Below are 17,907 nucleotides of genomic sequence, written 5' to 3' on the forward strand. Positions count from 1 at the left end.
GCGTAGAAGTTGCCATGACAGCCCGCGCGGGGGCGGGCATTCAGGACGAGTCCGCCGTCAATACTTCCAGGTGATATGCAGCGAACCCGCATTTTCCCGGTTGCCGCCGCCGAATTGACCACTATAGGTCAGGCCGATGGTGGCGTTCTTGGTAATGGCCGCTTCCACGCCCAGCTCCGCCAAGGCGGCATCGCGGGCAATGGGGGCGCCGGCAACGGTGAAGGCTTGGCCGCCGTCAAACGCCATGGTGGTTTGCGGCAGCACATCGCCAAAGGCATGGCGCCAGCCCAGTGTGGCTTGCAGACGGCTTTCGGTGCGGCCCACGGTAAAGTTCGTCAGCGCACGCAAGCCCAGCGTGCTGGTGGTCTGCGTGTCGCTATTGCTTTGCCCCCGCAGCGCGGCTGACCCGCCCGACTCCGCGAACCCGCGGGTGCGCGTGTTGCTCCACGCCAGGCCGGCAAAGGGCTCAAGACGGGTCTGGTCCGACACAGGCAGCGCGTATCCCAGTTCGCCGAACAGCTGCGTGGTGCTGGCGCCATAATCGGCCGTCAACTTTTGCGATGCGCCGGCCACGCTGGCGTAGCGTTCGGTGGAGATGTCGTGCCAGGTGTAAGACGCGCCCGCCATCAGGTTCAGCTTGCCGGGGCCGGCTTCAAACACCTTGCCGCCAAACAGCGCCGCGGTATAGCCCGCAACGTCCGCTTTGGACGAGCGGTCGTCCACGCGCACATTGCCATCGGTGAACCCCAATGCGCCGCCCAGGCGCCAGCCGCCGCCCAAAGCATGATCCACGCCGGCGAAGACGCCGCCCGTGTTCTGGCGCACCTGGCCCGCATCGCTGTTGCCTTTCAGGGTCTGCCAGTTGCCGATGACTTCGGCCCAGGCGGGCTGCGCGGCGGAAGAGGGCAGCGCCGACGCCGACAAGGTGCCGCCTGCTTGCGCCGTGGGCGCGCCCGGCGCCATGCCCGCGCCCAGATTGGCGCGCAGGTGCGACAACGGCACGGTGCGCACGGTGGTGTTCAAACCGGTCAGCGTCGACGTGACACTTGCGTGGGCTTCGCCCGACAGGCTGTTGAACGCGGCCGCCGTCGCGCCTTCAGGCAAGGTCAGGATGTAATTGTGCAGGGCGTTGTTGGCCGGCAGGCTGTCCAGCGCATTGGCGACGGCGCGTTGGTTGCCCGTTTGCGCGGCGTCGGCGAAGGCGATGGGGCGGGTGGGCGTGTCCGGGGTTTGCGGCGACCCCGGGTCCACCGGCACTTGCTTGCGGCCCAGTTGCAGCACCACATTCTGCGCGTCGTATTGCAAGGCCGGGTCCAGGTAGGCGTAACCCGAGGTCACCGCGCCGAACTGCCCGTTGACCGCGCCTGCCGTCAGGATGGTGTATTGCCGTTGCGTCTGAAAGCCGCTGTCCGGGCCCACATGCACCACCGACCCCGCCAGATTCGCCGTGCCGGTAACGGCTACGCGCGAGCTTGCGGACGATTGCGAATCCGCCGTCACCTGATAGACCGTGCCGGGTGAGAACGTCAGGTCACCGGCTACTTTCAAGGTCGTGCCGGCCACGCCCGGCGCAAGAATCGCGCCGCTTTGCAGCAGGGTCGTACCGACCTGGCCACCGCCTTGCAGCGTCGCGCCGCTGGCCACGGTCAGGCCGCCGCCCAGCACGCCATTGACGGCCAGGGTGCCGCCCAGCACTTGAGTCTGGCCGCTGAAGCCGCTTGAATCGCCGGTCAGGGTGGTCTTGCCCGCCAGCACGTTGATGACGCCCATTCCCGGACTGATGGAATTGATGGGGCTGTTGAACTGGTAGTCGGCGCCGGTGTGGTTGAACACCAGCTTGCCATCCCCATTGCCAAAGCGCACGCCAAGCGCGGCCTGCACGTCGCCCGGCGCGGTGGCGGCATCGCCTGCGGCCGCGCCGATGTTCAAGACGCCGGTCGAACCTGCCGAATCGGCGATGCGCACCCGGTTGGGGGTCTCGATGGTGGCGCCGTTCGTCAAGGTGGTGACGCCATCGCCCAGAAAGCCGACCAGAAACGCGCCCGATGTCTTCAGCTTGGTGTTTGCGCCGTCGGCGGTCACGGCGCCTTGGCTGCCGGCTTCGTAGCCGACGATGAGCTGGTACGCGTCAACGACCGCGCCGTTGCTGGCTGCGAGCGTGCCCTTGGACCCGTCTTGGACGCCTACCGCGACATAATTATTCAACGATGACAAGCGGCTGCCGGCGCCCGAGATCAATACCGTCCCGACGCCGCCATTCCTGATCCCAATACTGGTGCGCGCGCCGGCGGTGACGGTGGCGCCATCCCGGATTTCAAGCGTACCGTTGCCGCCCGCGCCCACCGAGACGTCGATGGTTGTCTGTAGCGACGTGTTGGCGCCGATCAGTTGCGCCGTGCCGATGGAACCTGTGTTTGCCCCCACCAGCAGACTGGTGATTTGCGCCGTTGCCTGATCGGACATCATCAAGGTGCCTTTGCCGTCAGCGCCCACCGTGAGCTGCCCGGACTGCCAAAAGGTGCCCGCGCCCGAGATGTTCAGCGTGCCCACTGCGTCACTATTGGCGCCCACCATGGCGGTTTGTGACGAAATGGCTTGCCCGCCCGACGACACCGTCATCGTGCCGGTGCCAATAAAGCCCACGTTGAACGACGCGGCCGTCCATGTCGAACCCATGCCGGTGATGGTGGCCGTGCCGGATTCAAGCTCCATGCCAGGAACCAGACCATTATTGGAATTGCTGATAATCGCTGTGCTGCTGCTTAGCTGTCCGCCATTTTGCACGGTGAGCGCAGGCCCGCCCACCGCGCCCAAAAACAGGGTGCCGGCCTGCACGCTGACGTTATCAATGACGGGCGCATTGGCCGTCACGCTGTTGATGAAGACCACGTCCCCATTGGTCGGAAGCGTATTCGACGACCAGTTCTGCGCATTTTGCCATTGGCTGCTTTGCGTTCCGTTCCAGACGGGCGACTGGGCCATCGCGGGCGACGCCGATAACAAACTAAGCGCATACGCGCCAGTCAGGCCCATCGCACGCAAGGCGAGGATTGTCGACTGTCTTTTCAGAGGATAAGGAGGCATATTCGCTTTTCAACAGTTATAGGGGCGGCAGCAATCACGGCGGGCATTGTTTAAAGCCATGGCGCAGACGGTGGGAAATAAATCGCACAAGACGGCAGGAGGCATGCGTCCGGCATCAGGATCGGCGCCGCGCCGGGTCATCGGAAGCAAAAAAATCAAGCGTTAACGTTCGTCACGGCCGGGTTATTTATTTTTCATCGTGCAGAAACCGGGTGTCGAAAACCGAACTCAATCAATCGAACTCAATCAATCGTGCATTTATCAATTTGAATAAAACAGCGATTAAGGTCGTGCGGGAGCGATATTACGGACACGGGGACCATTCAAAGTCACAAGGAAAGCGCTTGTTTATGCCTACTCCTGTGATTCTCATGCGTCCCCAAAAAATAAGCCTATCGGTTAATCGCTATTCCCGGGCTCGATGCCGCGATCGAACCGTCCGCAATATAGGAAAAGCGTTTTCTGAATCTGCAAATTCAACGTTGTGCCGAGGTTTGTCTGGAGCCACAATCAAGCTCCATTCAAGGCAACCCCCGGAGAATTTGCATCATGACGATTGCACCCCAGCCCTTGGACGCTCGTGTCGTTCAGGCCCTGTCGGGCATCACCACCGCCACGCTGACTACCGTGCTGCTCAAGAAAGGCTTGCGCAACGTGTGGGTGCGTGGCGCGCAGCCGTTGGCGCCGGGCGCCAAGCGGATTGTGGGGCGGGCGTTCACGCTGCGCTTCGTGCCGGCCCGCGAAGACCTGGCCACGCCCGCATCATGGGCATCGCCCATTTCCACGCGGGCGGCCATTGAAGACATGCCAGAAGGGTGCATTGCCGTGGTCGACGCCATGGGCGTGACGGACGCGGGCATCTTTGGCGACATTCTTTGCGCGCGCATGCAAAAGCGCGGCGTGGCGGCGCTGGTCACTGACGGCGTGGTGCGGGATCTGGAAGGGGTGGCAGGCACCGGGCTGCCCGTCTGGTGCAGCGGCGCGGCGGCGCCGCCGTCGGTCGCCGGCCTGACGTTCGTGGGCTGGCAGGAGCCCGTGGGTTGCGGCGGCGTGGCCGTGTTTCCCAATGACGTCATCGTGCTGGACCGCGACGGCGCGGTGCTGATTCCGGCGGCGCTGCTGGACGAGGTGGTTGAGATCGCCATCGAGCAGGAACGGCTGGAAGGCTGGATCATGCAGCAGGTTGAAGCGGGCGAAAAACTGCCCGGGCTGTACCCGCCCAATCAGGAAAAACAGGCCAAGTACCAGGCGTGGCGCGAAAAGCAGAACTAGCAGCAAAATCGCCCGGCGCGGATCACGAAAGATCCAGCCGCCGGGCGAGAGGGTGCAAGCGATAACAGGGGCGCAAGCAATACCAAGGGCGCAATCAACTGCAAGGGTGCAAGCAACCGCTGGCTGGGTTAATACCCCGAATTGCCTCCGCGGATATTGCCCGCGACCCCGCCTGCAATACCGCCGATGGCGGCGCCCGTCCAGGCGCTGCCGCCCGCGATGGCGGCAATACCCGCACCGGCAGCCGCGCCGATGGCCGCGCCCGACACCGTGCCTTGCTGTTTGGGCGACATGTTTGTGCACGCGGCAAGCGTGCCGATGGCAATGCCGAGTGCTAGTGTTCGAATCATTTTCATGATGGGCTCCTTCAAGGCTTGCGTTTCGTGCCGGGTGCGACGACTTCAAACCACAGCGTCTCCATCACGGGGCGATCAAGCTTGGTGGGATTCGCGGCATACCACTTGTCCAGCGTATCGCGCACCGAGTCCAGCGTCTGGTTTTGCAGCCCGGTCGCAAACCGGGGAACCAAGGTCTGGGTGTCGGTCAGCTTGCGCTTTTCCTGATAGGCGCGTTCGACTTGCAGCAGGTTGGCCACGCCCAGCAGGAAGGCTTTCTTGTGGCTGGCGTCTGATTCCGTCCATTGCTTGCCCGTAACCAGGGGCGCAGGATCGGCGGGTTGGGCCACGCCAGGCGTGGTGAACAGCAGAGACAGCGCGACGGCTGTCGGGGCTAGCAGGTGTTTCACTTTCATCGCAACGCTCCTCGCGGGCTTAAAAGATAAAAAACAACCTTTCGACGCCGAGTTCTTCGGGTGGCACGAAATGTGCCGGTCGAGAAAAATCGGGTTCGATCAATTTATGCTCGAAAGAGGGCAACCGCAAGCAGAATGCAACGAGTGGCGCAGCCGGGCAGCCTGAGTAAAATGCCGCCTTGGCGCGGGCATTTGTTGGCGCCATGGATAGGACGCATGCGACCCGGTTTTTCCTGTCGATTTCCCCGCTTTGCCACCGCCGCCGATGTTGGGCGGCTGTTGTTGTTGCTGTTGCTGGTGGCGCGCGCGTGGGTGCCGGTGGGTTATATGCCGGATGCGGACGCGTTGCGGCAAGGCCGTCTGGCGCTGGGCTTTTGCTCGGCGGGCGGCGGGACGCTGGCGGCGCTTCAGGCGCTGTCCGTGCAGCAAAACCCGCATCAAAATCCGCAGCTAGACCCGCAATTAGACCGGCAGCTGGACCCGCAGTTAGCCCCACACCATGGCCACTATGACCATGGCGCAGGCCATGGCGACACGAGCTGGGCGGGGCAAGAGTGCCCTTTCGGGCTAAGCGCCCATCAGGTATTGAACGTGCCGCCGCTTGCCGCGCTGGCGCCGGTGCTGTTGCGTTGGCTGGCCCAGGAGCCGTTCCTGGCGGACAGCCCGCGTCCGCCCATGCCCGCTGCAGGGCCGCCGCTGGGGCAGCGGGCGCCTCCCTCGATTTTCGAATAACCGTTTCTGTTGTGCGCACATCGCGCACATGACGGCCGCCCGGGCAGGGCGGCGCCGTCCTATCTGAAACCCGGATCGAATTCCTATTTGGTATCCATATTCGGCATCCGTATTCGGCATCCGTATTCGACATCTGCATTCGAGGCTTCCATGTCCACCCAAACTCTGGATTCCCCCGCTGCCGCGCCTGCGCGCGCGCAAACGGCGGGACGCAGCGCCGTGCTGGCGCTGATCACCCGCCTGCATTTCTACATCGGGCTGTTCGTTGGCCCCTTCATCCTGGTGGCCGCCGTGACCGGCACGCTGTTCGTGCTGACGCCCCAGATCGAAAGCCTGCTTTACGCAGACCAACTCCGCACGTCGTCCACCGGGCCGGCTCAGCCGCTAGCCAAACAGGTCGACGCCGCGCGCGCCCGTATCGGCGAAGGGCCGCGCCTGTTCGCCGTGCGGCCCGCGCCGGGGCCGGGCGAGACCACGCGCGTCATGTTCACGCAGCCGGGGCTGGGCGATTCTGAAAGCCGCGCCCTGTTCGTGGACCCGGCCACGCTGGACATCAAGGGCGACATGATCGTCTACGGCACCAGCGGCACCTTGCCGTTTCGCACCACGCTGGACTACCTGCATCGCAATCTGATGCTGGGCGAATTGGGCCGCAATTACAGCGAACTGGCCGCGTCCTGGATGTGGCTGGCTACGTTGGGCGGGCTGGTGCTGTGGCTGGCGGGCCGCCGCCGCGCCGCGGCCGCCAACGCCGCGCGCAGCCCCCGCTTGCGCACGCGGCGCTGGCATACGCTGCTGGGTTTGTGGCTGGCGGCCGGGCTGATGTTCTTGTCGGCCACTGGCTTGACGTGGTCGAACTGGGCGGGCGGACGCGTGGACCAACTGCGCGCGCAACTGGGCTGGATCACGCCGTCGGTGTCGTTGAAGCTGCCGGTGGCGGGGCAGGCGCCGGGCCAATCCGCGCCTGCGCAGGCGGGCGGCGAACACGCGCATCATCATGGCGGCATGGCGGGGATGGCGTCGATGTCCATGCCGGCGCCAGCCGCGGCGGGCGATATCGACCGCATCTTGCAGACGGCCCGCCAAGGCGGCATTGACAGCAATCAGCTGGAAATCCGGCCGCCGCGCACGGCGGACCAGGCGTGGACGGTGCGTGAAGTGGACCGTTCCTGGCCGACGCAGGTCGACACCATTGCGATTGATCCGGCCACCTACACCATCACCAGCCGTGCCGACTTCGCCACCTTTCCACTGATCGCCAAGCTGATCCGCTGGGGCGTGGATATGCACATGGGCATTCTGTTCGGCTGGCCGAATCAGCTGCTGATGGGCGCCATCGGCATCGCGCTGACCGTAATGATCGTGCTGGGCTATCGCATGTGGTGGTTGCGCCGGCCGGCGGCGGGCGCAACGGGGCAGACGCTGACGCAAGCCTGGGCGGGGCTGTCGTGGCCAGGCCGCATCACGGCAGTGGCGTTGGCCGTGGCCTTGGGATGGTGCCTGCCCGTGATGGGCGTGAGCCTGCTGGCGTTTGTGGTGGTGGACGCCTTGCGCTCATGGCGCGTTCAGCCGCCGTCGCCGCCCACGCGCCGCGCATAGCTGGCCAGCACGATGCGCTCGGACTGCGCCAGGTAGTCCTTGAGCGCATCGGCGGCCACGCCGAACTCACCGGCTTCCACCCAGCGCAAGATGCGCGCATTCATTTCGGCGTAGGGCGCGTGCAGGAATTCCGGGTCTTGCAACAAGCCGAAGACCAGCCGCAGTTCGGCCAGCAGCAACGAAAACATGGCGTTCAGGCGGTCGCTGTCGGCCAGTTCCACGATGGCCATGTGAAAGGCCATGTTGGCGGTGCCAAGGCCCGTCCAGTCTTGTTGTTCGCGGCAGGCCAGCGCGTTGTCCACCGCTTGCCGCATGCGCTGGCGCGCCGGGTGGTGCGGGTACGCCTGCGCCAACGCCTGGCATTCGATCATGCGCCGCACGCGGTAGATGTCGATGATGGACGCCATGCTGGGCACCGCCACCGCCACGCCCCGGTTGGGCGAATGCGTCAGCAAGCCTTCCTTGGTCAGGTTGCGGAACGCTTCGCGCAAGGTATTGCGCGATACGTCCAGACTCTGCGTCAGCGTCGCTTCGGACAAGCGTTGCCCGGGCGCGAACTCGCCATTGATCAATCGGCGTCGGATCTGTTCAGTGACTTTATCGGTCAGGGTCTGGTGCGCGTTCGGATCAATCATGGGCACGATGGGGCGGGGGCAAAACCGGAGTGTATCCGACACGCCTGCCATTTTGCCCCTCAATGTTGCCTTTTTCGTACTGTGCTGGGGCAAATACTGATAGGCAGTACAGTCTGTTCTGATCTACCATTCAATCCGTTTTGTAGAACACAACTGTAACTTCCGTTCTACAGCTGTCTACCCGCCGGTGAATTGAGAATAGTGACATGGCACGCATTGATTTGAACAGCGACTTGGGCGAAAGCCTGGGCGCCTGGAGCATGGGCGACGACGCCGCCATGCTTCAGGTGGTTTCCAGCGCCAACGTGGCCTGCGGTTTTCATGCGGGCGACCCGGCCGGCATCCTGACCACACTGAAAGCGGCCGCCGCCAATGGCGTGACCGTGGGCGCGCATGTGTCCTATCCCGACCTGACCGGTTTCGGCCGCCGCAATATGGATGTGGCCAGCGCCGATCTCATTGCCGATGTCATCTATCAAATCGGCGCCCTGAAAGGCCTGGCCGCCGCAGCCGGTGTTGCGGTGCGCTACGTGAAGCCGCATGGCGCGCTGTACAACACCATTGCGCACGACGCGCGCCAGGGCAACGACGTCATCACCGCCATGCTGGAGATCGACCCGTCGCTGATTCTGGTGGCGCTGGCCGGTTCGCCGTTGATCCCGCTGGCGCGCGAACGCGGCTTGCGCGTGGTGGCCGAAGCCTTCGCTGACCGCGCCTATACGCCGCAAGGCACGCTGGTGTCGCGCCGCGAAAAGGGCGCCGTGCTGCATGATCCGCAAGCGGTGGCGCAGCGTATGCTGCGTCTGGTGGAAGAGGGCGTTGTTGAAGCGGTCGACGGCAGCCTGACGCGCGTTCAAGCGGATTCCATCTGCGTGCACGGCGACAGCCCCGGCGCGGTGGACATGGCGCGTGAATTGCGCCGCCGCCTGGAGCAAGCGGGCGTGGCCATCCAATCGTTTGCTGACGCGGCTTGAACGCTTATCTGCCGCCACTTCCCACTGACCCCTGACGTTGCCCCGGAAATTTCCGTCTAGGAGACTGCGTGCGCTTTTTGCCCGTAAACACCGATGCGCTGCTCGTTGAGCTTGATGATCTTGAGCAGACGCTGGCCCTGTTCGCCGCGCTACAGACTCAGCCGATTCATGGCGTGACCGAGCTGGTGCCGGCGGCGCGCACCGTGCTGGTCATCTTCCGCCCCGAAGCCGTGAGCCGCGACGCGCTGATTGCCGACATCGGCAGCCGCGACACCAGCGGCCATGTCGCCCGCGACGGCAAGCTCGTTGAAATTCCCGTGCATTACAACGGCGAAGATCTGGACGACGTGGCCGGCCTGCTGGGCATGACGCGCGACGAGGTCGTGCGCCGGCACACGGGCGGCACCTACAGCGTGGCGTTCACCGGCTTTGCGCCGGGCTTCGCGTACTTGAGCGGTGGCGACCCCACCCTGGATGTGCCGCGCCGCAAGACGCCGCGCACCCGTATTCCCGCGGGCGCCGTGGCGTTGGCGGGCACCTTCAGCGGCGTCTATCCGCAAGCCAGCCCCGGCGGCTGGCAGATTCTTGGCGTCACCCCGACCCCCATGTGGGACTTGTCGCGCGAGACGCCCGCCTTGCTGCAACCCGGTTACCGCGTCCGGTTCATCGATGCCGGCCCGTTGCCTGCCGCTTTGGAAACGCCAGCCGCCACCGCATCCGCCAGCGCCCCGCGCACGGCTGGCGGATCGCCGGCAATCGAAGTGGTGGCGTCCGGCCTGCAAGCCGTATTCCAAGACCTGGGCCGGCCCGGCCAGGCGCGCCAAGGCGTTGCGGCATCAGGCGCGATGGATCGCGGTGCGCTGCGCGCCGCCAACCGGCTCGTGGGCAATGCGCCCGGCGACGCCTGCATTGAAATTGTCTACGGCGGCTTCCAGATGCGTGCGCACGGCGCGTGCGTGGTTGCCGTGACGGGCGCGCGTGGCGAACTGACGCTGCGTGATGCATCTGGCGCCAGCTGGTCCGTACCGGGCCATCAAGCGATTGCGCTGAACGACGGCGACACGCTGTCGCTGGGCCAGCCCGAGGCCGGCATCCGTTATTACCTGGCGGTGCGAGGCGGGTTTGATATCGAGCCCGTGCTGGGCAGCCGTTCCACCGATACCTTGGCCCGCGTCGGCCCCGAGCCTCTGGCCGCGGGCGACCGCATTGGCATTCTGCCGGCCGGGCAGGGCGCGATCGTGGGCGCACCGGAATTGCCCGCGGCCGATCTGCCCGTTCAGAACACCGAGGTGGTGCTGGACGTGGTGTTGGGGCCGCGCACCGATTGGTGCGACGCCGATGCGGTAGCGTTGTTGTCGCGCCAAGCCTGGACCGTCACCCCGCAATCCAACCGCGTCGGTATCCGCCTGAATGGCGATACGCCGCTGCAACGCGCCAACCACGCCGAGCTGCCCAGCGAGGGCACGCGCAAAGGCTCGATCCAGGTGCCGGCCAGCGGCCAGCCCGTGCTGTTCCTGGCCGACCATCCGCTTACCGGCGGCTACCCGGTGATCGGTTCCGTTGCCCCGTGGCACCTGGACCGCGCCGCGCAGATTCCCATTGGCGCGCGTGTGCGCTTCAACCCTGTTTCCGACTTCGTCCCGGTTGATGTCCCCGCCGCGCCGGTCACAACGAATTAACCAGACCTAGCCAGCCATGAAGAAAGTCCTGATTGCCAACCGTGGCGAGATCGCCGTCCGCATCATCCGCGCTTGCGCCGACTACGGCGTGAAGTCCGTCGCCGTCTACGCGGATGCCGATTTCGACGCCCTGCATGCGCGCATGGCCGACGAGGCTTACGGCCTGGACGGCGACCGCCCGGCCGACACGTACCTCAACATCGACAAACTGCTTGCCGCCGCGCGCCGCAGTGGCGCCGACGCGGTGCACCCGGGCTATGGCTTTCTGTCGGAAAGCGCGGTGTTTGCGCGCGCCGTCATCGGCGCGGGCCTGACGTGGATCGGCCCGTCGCCGGAAACCATCGAACGTCTGGGCGACAAGGTCCAGGCGCGCAAGATCGCGCTGGAAGTCGGCGCGCCGCTGGTGGCAGGCACGGCCGACCCCGTCAATGGCGCCGAAGACGTGCTGGCGTTTGCGGAAGAACACGGCTTGCCGATCGCCATCAAGGCGGCGTTTGGCGGCGGTGGCCGCGGGCTGAAGGTTGTGTGGCGCATGGAAGACGTGGCCGAACTCTATGAGTCGGCCGTGCGCGAAGCCGTTACCGCCTTTGGCCGTGGCGAATGCTACGTCGAACAATTTCTGGACCACCCGCGCCACGTCGAAGCGCAGGTGCTGGCGGACCAGCACGGCAAGGTCGTGGTGCTGGGCACGCGTGATTGCTCGCTGCAACGCCGCAACCAGAAGCTGGTGGAAGAGGCGCCCGCGCCGTTCCTGTCTGACGACCAACGTCAGCGCATCCATGCATCGGCGCGCGACATCTGCGCGCACGCCGGCTATGTGGGCGCTGGCACTGTGGAATTTTTGCTGAGCGCGTCGGGGGCCATTTCGTTCCTGGAGGTCAACACGCGCCTGCAAGTGGAACACCCCGTCACCGAAGAAACCTGCGGGCTGGACCTGGTGGTGGAGCAGCTGCGCATTGCCGATGGCCTGCCGCTGCAAATCGACGCCGCGCCCGCGCCGCGTTGCCATGCCATTGAATTCCGCATCAATGCCGAAGACGTGGGCCGTGGTTTCCTGCCGTCGCCGGGCCGCATCACGACGTTCGCTGCGGCGTCTGGCCCGGGCGTGCGGGTGGACAGCGGCGTGGAATCGGGCTCGACCATTCCGGGCACGTTCGATTCGCTGATGGCCAAGCTGATCGTCACGGGCGCCACGCGTGAACAAGCCATTGCCCGCGCCCGCCGCGCCCTGGCTGAATTCCGTATCGACGGTGTGGCCTCGGTGCTGCCGTTTCATCGCGCGGTGTTGGCGCATGACGACTTCCTGGGCGATGGCGCCAGCTTCAAGGTGCATACGCGCTGGATCGAAACCGATTTCGCCAACGACCTGGAAGCCGCGGTGCGTCCGGCGCCGTTGGGTGAGGTGAACCTGCACCGCACGGCGGTGGAGATTGATGGCAAGCGCGTGTCGCTCGGGCTTCCGGCCGAATTGCTGCGCGGTCTGCAATCGGCGGGCGCTGCGGCGGCAGGCGAAGCCCAAGCCCAAGCCAATGCCGCCACGGCCAGCGCGCAAAGCGTGGCGGCCCCCATTGCGGGCACCATCCAGGCCTGGAAGGCTGATGACGGCGCCACCGTCAAGCAAGGCGAGCTGATCGCCACAATGGAAGCCATGAAGATGGAAATGCAGGTGCTGGCCCATCGCGACGGCGTGCTCAAGCACGAAGCCGCGCCGGGGCAGGCGGTGGCGGCGGGCGCGCCGATTGGCCGTATCGACTGAGCCGGCGTCGCAGATCACCACATCAATCTTGCCCAGGCGCTCGAACGCCTGGGCCGCCAGCGTGTGCACTGCGGCTGTATCGGCCATAGCCAACGTCGCATGCACGATCGGATGCGGAAAGCGCGCTTGAAGATCTGCGATCTTCGGTTTATCGCACCGCGTACTGCGCGTCGCTGACTTTTTCCATCCAGTCGATTGCCTTGCCATCCAACGCTTCGGCAATCGCGATATGCGTACACGGGTTTTCCGCGCAGTAAGTGCTGGCGGCGCGGGGCGATGCGCAGGCGGCGGAACGCGCAAAGGCGGCGTTGGCCCAGGCGTTGTCGGCAAAACAATAAGTGTTGGACGGCGCCAGGCTTACGCGTGCCTACGCGTGCCTACTAGAATACGTTGTCACACGCTCTCGACAACGAAGATGGAAACCACCACACAAACCACCGTCGCCATCATCGGCCCGGGCGCCATCGGGACGACGGTTGCGGCCGCGTTGCACGAGGCCGGCCGCATGCCATTGCTTTGCGGCCGCACGCCGCGCGAAAGCCTGACCCTTCTGGACGGAGATCGCCGCATCGTCGTGCCCGGGCCGGTGCGTACCGATCCTGACCAAATCAGTCGCAAAGTTGAACTGGTGTTTCTCGCGGTCAAGGCGACACAGGTCGAGCACGCGTCGCCGTGGCTTGCGGCATTGTGCGGTCCGCAGACCATCGTATGTGTTTTGCAAAACGGGGTAGAGCAGTTGGAGACGGTCGCCTTGCATGCCCCGCACGCGACGATTGTTCCCGCTGTGGTGTGGTTCCCCGCGCAGGCGCAGCCTGATGGCTCGGTGCGCTTGCGGGGCGATGTGCGGCTTAGCCTGCCGGACACGCCGGCGTCCTGCCGGGTGGCCGATACGCTGCGCGATACGCGATGCGCCGTAGACGTCACCGCAAGCTTCACATCCGAGGCCTGGCGCAAGCTGATGCAGAACGCGGTGGCGGGGCTGATGGCGCTGACGCATCGGCGTTCAGGAATGTTCAGCCGGCCAGACATCGCCCAACTTGCCCTGGCTTATCTGGAAGAATGCCTGGCCGTCGCCCGCGCCGAGGGCGCTGAATTGGGCGATCAGGTGCCGCAGGAAATCCTGCACAAGTTTCAGGCGTCGCCGGCCGACATGGGCACGTCCATCCTGACAGATCGCGAAGCCGGCCGGCCGCTGGAATGGGACATCCGCAACGGCGTCATTGCACGTCGCGGACGGGCTCACGGCGTACCGACGCCGATCAGCGACATCCTGGTGCCGCTTCTTGCCGCATCGAGCGATGGGCCGGGCTGACCTGTCGCGTGACCGTATTTGATCGGATTTTTGTGAGGGATCGTGATAATCTGACTCGCGATTTTATCGATGCATTCGGTTTTGGCATTCGGTATTGGCAATCGGTATTGGCATTTAGCATTTGGCAGTTAGCACGTCGAAGTGACTTATCAATTTCATTGTTAAGGAACCACGTATGGCGCTCAAGGCAATTTGCTCGACATTGGCGGTGGCTTCACTGATTGCGGGTTGCGGTTCGGCCCCGTCTGATAAATCTTCCAGCGCCGCTTCCCGGTACGATCAGCTCTCTCAGATTCCCTTGCAAGAAGGGTATTTATCCAAAGCGGATTCCGCGGCGCTCAAAGACGAATTGCTTTTTCAGCGGGCCGTCCAAAGCTATTTATGGGCGCAACCTGCGCTGAATATCTACGCCATGAAGGAAGGGTCCGAACGGCTGTTCGGCAAGGGCTACAACATCCTTCCGGTGTGGAAAGAACGGCTCAACGCCAACACGCTGGTCACGACGCCGAATTCGGACGTCATCTACGCCATGGGCTACCTGGACCTGAAGCAGGATGGGCCTATGGTGCTGGACGTGCCGCCCGGTCTTCAGGGCATTCTTGACGACTTCTTCCAACGCCCCATTTGCAACCCGGCGCCCGTCGCGGAACAAACCTGGTATCCCGAACCCTACGCCAAGGATGTCTGGTGCGGCGACGTCGGCTTGCCCGGCCCCGACAAGGGCAAGGGCGCGAAGTACCTGGTCATTCCACCCGATTACCAAGGCGAGATCCCGAAGGGCTACATCGTTTATAAATCGCGCACCTATAACGTCTTCGTTTTCTGGCGCGCATTCTTCAAAGACCCCGCCAATCTCGGCGACCCGGTCGACCTGGTCACGCGCACCCGAATCTATCCGCTGGGTAAAGAGGCGTCGGCCAAACCCATGCAGTTTCCGGATGGGTCCAAGGCATCGCCCAACATGCTGTACCCCACCGATGGCGCGGCTTTCGATATGTTGTCGCGGTTCATCGACAGCGAATACGTCGACCCCGTCGACGCCGACATGCGCGGCATGCTCGCCAGCATCGGCATCATCAAAGGCCAGCCGTTCAACCCCGACGCCCACACGCGGGAAATCCTGGACAAGGCCGGCAAGACGGCCTACCGCATGGGCCGCGCAATTGCCTACGACCCTCCGCCCATCGTCCCCAACACGCGCTGGTATCCCGACCGGCAATGGGTGAATCCGTTCCCGGTCAATACCGAATTCACCGGGCCTTCGTTCAAGTACCTGGATCTGCGCACGGGCTTTTTCGCATTGGCGTATTCCGCCAGCCCGGCGATGGCGGTGAACATGGCGGGCATGGGCGCCAAGTATCCCGTCGCCTTCCGGGATGCCGACGGCGATCCGCTGTCGGGCGGCAAGTCCTACCGGCTTCACCTGCCCAAGGACATTCCGGCCGGCATCTTCTGGTCCGTCACGGTGTATCGGCCCGAAACCGCAGCGGGCCTGGCCAACGGGCAGCCGTTCCCGTCCATCAACACCATGGACCGGCCCGACGTGAATCCCGACGGGTCGACAGACATTTATTTCGGCCCCACGGAACCCGCGGGACACGGCAAGAACTGGTTGAAAACCGTACCCGGCTCGGGCTTCTTCGTGATCCTGCGGCTGTATGGGCCGAAGCAGCCGTTCTTCGACCAAAGCTGGAAACCCGGCGACGTGGAGAAGCTGAAGTAGCAAGCCGAAAACGCGCGCGGGCCTGGCCTGCGCGCGTCCTGGCCCGATCTCTGCGGATTCCGCCTGCGCCACGCGACGGTTCGGCGGCCGCATACGCACTCAATCTGGGATGAAACGATGAAACGCACTTTCTTGGCCGCCTTGGGTTTGAGCTTTGCCGCGGGCCTGCCCGTGTATGCCGCGGACCCCGCCGCCGCGCCGCCGACCTATCCCTTCAACAAGGGCTTCCCCACAGAAAAGGCCAGCCAGCGCGCGCGCGACGACGCCGCGTTGCAGCGCGCGATCGTGGCGTACCGCTTCTGGTATCCCACCGTGTCCGTGGAAGGCATTTTCAATGGCAACCGCGCCGTCGGCATCGAAGACGGCAAGCAGTGGGGCATTGCCGCCACCGGCCCGCGCCAGGTGGGCTTCACGCTTAATTCCGATACGCCGTACGGTTCAGGCGTGCTGGATTTGAAAGACGGCCCCATGGTGATCGAATTGCCCCCGGGCCCGTTCATCGGCCTGGTAGACGACCACAACCAGGGCTGGGTGCTGGACATGGGCCTGCCCGGTCCCGATGCGGGCAAAGGCGGCAAGCATCTGGTGCTGCCGCCCGGCTACACCGGCAAGATCCCCGAGGGCTACTACGTTGGCCACTCAAAGACCTTCAAGAACCTGGTCGCCGTCCGGGCCTTGCCCGCCGAAGGCGATTTGCAGAAAGCGCTGGACGGCCTGCGCAACATCAAGATCTATCCGCTGGCCAGCGCCGATAACCCGCAACCGCTGTCCGTTGTCGACACGTCCAAAAAAGCGATGGACAGCACCTCGTTGCGCTGGGAAGACAATTTCCAGTTCTGGGAACGGCTGAACGGCATCATCCAGGCCGAAGCGCGTGTTCCCGAATTTTTGCCCATGTATGGGTTGCTGTCGGAACTGGGTATCGAAAAGGGCAAGCCTTTCCAACCTGATGCGCGCACCAAAGGCATCTTGACGCGCGCCGCGCGCGAGGGCCGCGACCAGATGCTGGTGAGCGCCTTCGCCAGCACCCGCCCAGATCGCAAGAACTGGCCGGATCGCCAATGGGAGTGGGCGGGCCTGGTGCCGACCAACGCGCAATTTGAAACGCCGGCAGGCATCGACCTGGAAGCGCGCGACCGCTGGTTCGCGCAAGCCATCGTGGCGTCGCCCGCCATGTTCCGGCGCGATGCCGGCGCGGGCTCGCTGTATTGGCTGGGCGCGCGCGACAGCAAGGGCGCCTATTTGGATGGCAGCAAACAGTACAAGCTGACGATTCCCCAGCCCGTGCCGGGCAAGCTGTTCTGGTCGGTGACGGTGTATGACGCCGCAACGCGTTCGCAAGTCCAGACAGACCAGGACATGGCGGCGCTGCGCTCGCTGTTCGAATTGAAAGACGTGGATAAAACCAAAGCCGTCGACCTGTACTTCGGGCCGAAAGCGCCCAAAGGCGGGGAGGGCCGGTGGATCAAAACGCCGCCCGGCAAAGGCTGGTTTGCCTACATCCGCATTTATGGCCCTGAGCCGGCCGCCTTCGACAAGAGCTGGAAGCCGGGGGATATCGAACTGGTGAAGTGACACTCGCCACCCCATTGCGCGGGGCGGCAACCCTTCCGTCAGCGCCGCTCGAACTTCGGCGGGCGTTTTTCTTCAAAAGCCTTTCGTCCTTCCTTGGCGTCGGCGGTGGCGAAGCAGATCGCTTGCAGATCGCGTTCGTATTCCACGGCCTTCTCAAGCGGCATGGACAGCGCGGCGCGCAGGTTGACGCGTGCCGTCTCGGCTGCGATGGGTGCGCGCGAGGCGATGGTGGCGGCAAGGGCTTGCGCGCGCTCGCGCAACTGCTCTTGCGGCACCACCTCGCTTACCAGGCCCCAGGCCAGCGCCTGCTCGGCGCGGATGGGGTCGCCGGTTAGCACCATCAGTGCGGCGTTGCTCGGGCCGATCGCATGGACGAGCTGCGCCGTCATGCCGCCGCCGCCGATCCAGCCCAGCTTGATCTCGGGCGCACCCAGGCGGGCGTTGTCGGAGGCGATGCGGATATCGCAGGCCAACGCCATTTCCAGGCCGCCGCCGAACGTGTAGCCGTTGATCGCCGCCACCGTGGGCTTCTTCAACATGCGTACGCAGTCGCAGTAGTCGAGCCGATTGCGAAAATCCCAGGGCGTGGCGTAGCGGTCAAGCTCGGTAATGTCCGAGCCGGCGCAGAAGGCCTTGGGGCCAGCGCCGGTCAGGATCACCGCGCGTACCTGCGAATCGGTGTTGCATTGCTCTACCGCGGCGATCAGCAGGTCGGCCATCTCGGGCGTCATCGCGTTCAGCTTCTCGGGACGATTGAGTTCGATGATGGCGACATGGCCATCGATACTGAGATTGACGAGTGCGCTCACGTCGAA

At 64.6% G+C, this 17,907-nt stretch carries 14 protein-coding genes; 9 read left to right on the forward strand and 5 right to left on the reverse strand.

The annotated features are described in order from the left end of the window. Window positions 1–57 precede the first annotated feature (57 nt). Window positions 58–2,982, reverse strand: a complete 2,925-nt coding sequence (locus ACFZAI_RS28130) for an autotransporter domain-containing protein (RefSeq protein WP_391570133.1) — start codon at window positions 2,980–2,982, stop codon at window positions 58–60. Window positions 2,983–3,633: 651 nt separating this feature from the next. Here ACFZAI_RS28130 and ACFZAI_RS28135 point away from each other — a divergent pair. Continuing rightward, complete coding sequence (locus ACFZAI_RS28135; RefSeq protein ID WP_391570135.1) at window positions 3,634–4,356, forward strand: ribonuclease activity regulator RraA; 723 nt, start codon at window positions 3,634–3,636, stop codon at window positions 4,354–4,356. A 128-nt stretch (window positions 4,357–4,484) separates the two neighbouring features. On the opposite strand, the gene ACFZAI_RS28140 is transcribed toward ACFZAI_RS28135, so the two are convergent. Both ACFZAI_RS28140 and ACFZAI_RS28145 read right to left on the reverse strand, forming a co-directional pair. After that, complete coding sequence (locus tag ACFZAI_RS28140; protein WP_391570137.1) at window positions 4,485–4,712, reverse strand: hypothetical protein; 228 nt, start codon at window positions 4,710–4,712, stop codon at window positions 4,485–4,487. An 11-nt stretch (window positions 4,713–4,723) separates the two neighbouring features. After that, on the reverse strand, window positions 4,724–5,107 hold the full coding sequence (locus tag ACFZAI_RS28145; protein WP_391570139.1) for a hypothetical protein: 384 nt from the start codon (window positions 5,105–5,107) through the stop codon (window positions 4,724–4,726). Window positions 5,108–5,323: 216 nt separating this feature from the next. On the opposite strand from ACFZAI_RS28145, the gene ACFZAI_RS28150 reads away from it, so the two are divergent. After that, the gene (locus tag ACFZAI_RS28150) at window positions 5,324–5,839 is read left to right on the forward strand and encodes a DUF2946 family protein (protein ID WP_391570140.1); all 516 of its coding nucleotides are present in this window, start codon (window positions 5,324–5,326) and stop codon (window positions 5,837–5,839) included. A 150-nt stretch (window positions 5,840–5,989) separates the two neighbouring features. Beyond that, a complete protein-coding gene (locus ACFZAI_RS28155) occupies window positions 5,990–7,438 on the forward strand; it encodes a PepSY domain-containing protein (RefSeq protein WP_391570141.1) in 1,449 nt (482 codons plus the stop codon). Here the strand turns inward: ACFZAI_RS28155 and ACFZAI_RS28160 are convergent. Further along, window positions 7,405–8,073: a GntR family transcriptional regulator gene (locus tag ACFZAI_RS28160; protein WP_054426776.1), complete on the reverse strand. Its 669-nt coding sequence runs from the start codon at window positions 8,071–8,073 to the stop codon at window positions 7,405–7,407. The two genes, ACFZAI_RS28155 and ACFZAI_RS28160, sit on opposite strands and share 34 nt — an antisense overlap. A 206-nt stretch (window positions 8,074–8,279) precedes the next feature. Here ACFZAI_RS28160 and ACFZAI_RS28165 point away from each other — a divergent pair, with 206 nt between their 5' ends. The 6 genes from ACFZAI_RS28165 (at window position 8,280) to ACFZAI_RS28190 (ending at window position 17,092) form a co-directional block, all read left to right on the forward strand. Next, window positions 8,280–9,047, forward strand: a complete 768-nt coding sequence (locus ACFZAI_RS28165; protein ID WP_391570142.1) for a LamB/YcsF family protein — start codon at window positions 8,280–8,282, stop codon at window positions 9,045–9,047. A gap of 68 nt (window positions 9,048–9,115) precedes the next feature. Further along, window positions 9,116–10,726 carry a 5-oxoprolinase/urea amidolyase family protein gene (locus ACFZAI_RS28170; RefSeq protein ID WP_391570143.1) on the forward strand — a complete coding sequence of 537 codons (1,611 nt, stop codon included), beginning with the start codon at window positions 9,116–9,118 and terminating at the stop codon, window positions 10,724–10,726. Window positions 10,727–10,742: 16 nt separating this feature from the next. Further along, entirely contained in the window at window positions 10,743–12,482 is a 1,740-nt protein-coding gene (locus tag ACFZAI_RS28175; protein ID WP_391570144.1) for an acetyl/propionyl/methylcrotonyl-CoA carboxylase subunit alpha, read from the forward strand. 415 nt (window positions 12,483–12,897) lie between these two features. Beyond that, window positions 12,898–13,794 (forward strand): oxidoreductase, encoded by an 897-nt coding sequence (locus tag ACFZAI_RS28180; RefSeq protein ID WP_391570146.1) that lies wholly within the window; start codon window positions 12,898–12,900, stop codon window positions 13,792–13,794. Between the two features lie 412 nt (window positions 13,795–14,206). After that, window positions 14,207–15,517 (forward strand): DUF1254 domain-containing protein, encoded by a 1,311-nt coding sequence (locus ACFZAI_RS28185; RefSeq protein WP_391570148.1) that lies wholly within the window; start codon window positions 14,207–14,209, stop codon window positions 15,515–15,517. Between the two features lie 117 nt (window positions 15,518–15,634). Further along, complete coding sequence (locus ACFZAI_RS28190; protein WP_391570149.1) at window positions 15,635–17,092, forward strand: DUF1254 domain-containing protein; 1,458 nt, start codon at window positions 15,635–15,637, stop codon at window positions 17,090–17,092. A 38-nt stretch (window positions 17,093–17,130) separates the two neighbouring features. Here the strand turns inward: ACFZAI_RS28190 and ACFZAI_RS28195 are convergent, their stop codons facing one another. Continuing rightward, window positions 17,131–17,901, reverse strand: coding sequence for an enoyl-CoA hydratase/isomerase family protein (locus ACFZAI_RS28195; protein ID WP_391570150.1), 771 nt, complete (start codon window positions 17,899–17,901; stop codon window positions 17,131–17,133). Between the last annotated feature and the right edge of the window lie 6 nt (window positions 17,902–17,907).

Source organism: Achromobacter sp. NPDC008082, assembly GCF_042957345.1.
In the GTDB taxonomy this organism is placed as follows: domain Bacteria; phylum Pseudomonadota; class Gammaproteobacteria; order Burkholderiales; family Burkholderiaceae_B; genus Achromobacter; species Achromobacter kerstersii_A.

Bases quoted from the DNA above. Each gene is read 5' to 3' on its own strand.
- ACFZAI_RS28130 (WP_391570133.1), bottom strand. From the start codon at position 2,982: ATGGCCCAGTCGCCCGTCTGGAACGGAACGCAAAGCAGCCAATGGCAA.
- ACFZAI_RS28135 (WP_391570135.1), top strand. From the start codon at position 3,634: ATGACGATTGCACCCCAGCCCTTGGACGCTCGTGTCGTTCAGGCCCTG.
- ACFZAI_RS28140 (WP_391570137.1), bottom strand. From the start codon at position 4,712: ATGAAAATGATTCGAACACTAGCACTCGGCATTGCCATCGGCACGCTT.
- ACFZAI_RS28145 (WP_391570139.1), bottom strand. From the start codon at position 5,107: ATGAAAGTGAAACACCTGCTAGCCCCGACAGCCGTCGCGCTGTCTCTG.
- ACFZAI_RS28150 (WP_391570140.1), top strand. From the start codon at position 5,324: ATGCGACCCGGTTTTTCCTGTCGATTTCCCCGCTTTGCCACCGCCGCC.
- ACFZAI_RS28155 (WP_391570141.1), top strand. From the start codon at position 5,990: ATGTCCACCCAAACTCTGGATTCCCCCGCTGCCGCGCCTGCGCGCGCG.
- ACFZAI_RS28160 (WP_054426776.1), bottom strand. From the start codon at position 8,073: ATGATTGATCCGAACGCGCACCAGACCCTGACCGATAAAGTCACTGAA.
- ACFZAI_RS28165 (WP_391570142.1), top strand. From the start codon at position 8,280: ATGGCACGCATTGATTTGAACAGCGACTTGGGCGAAAGCCTGGGCGCC.
- ACFZAI_RS28175 (WP_391570144.1), top strand. From the start codon at position 10,743: ATGAAGAAAGTCCTGATTGCCAACCGTGGCGAGATCGCCGTCCGCATC.
- ACFZAI_RS28180 (WP_391570146.1), top strand. From the start codon at position 12,898: ATGGAAACCACCACACAAACCACCGTCGCCATCATCGGCCCGGGCGCC.
- ACFZAI_RS28185 (WP_391570148.1), top strand. From the start codon at position 14,207: ATGAAGGAAGGGTCCGAACGGCTGTTCGGCAAGGGCTACAACATCCTT.
- ACFZAI_RS28190 (WP_391570149.1), top strand. From the start codon at position 15,635: ATGAAACGCACTTTCTTGGCCGCCTTGGGTTTGAGCTTTGCCGCGGGC.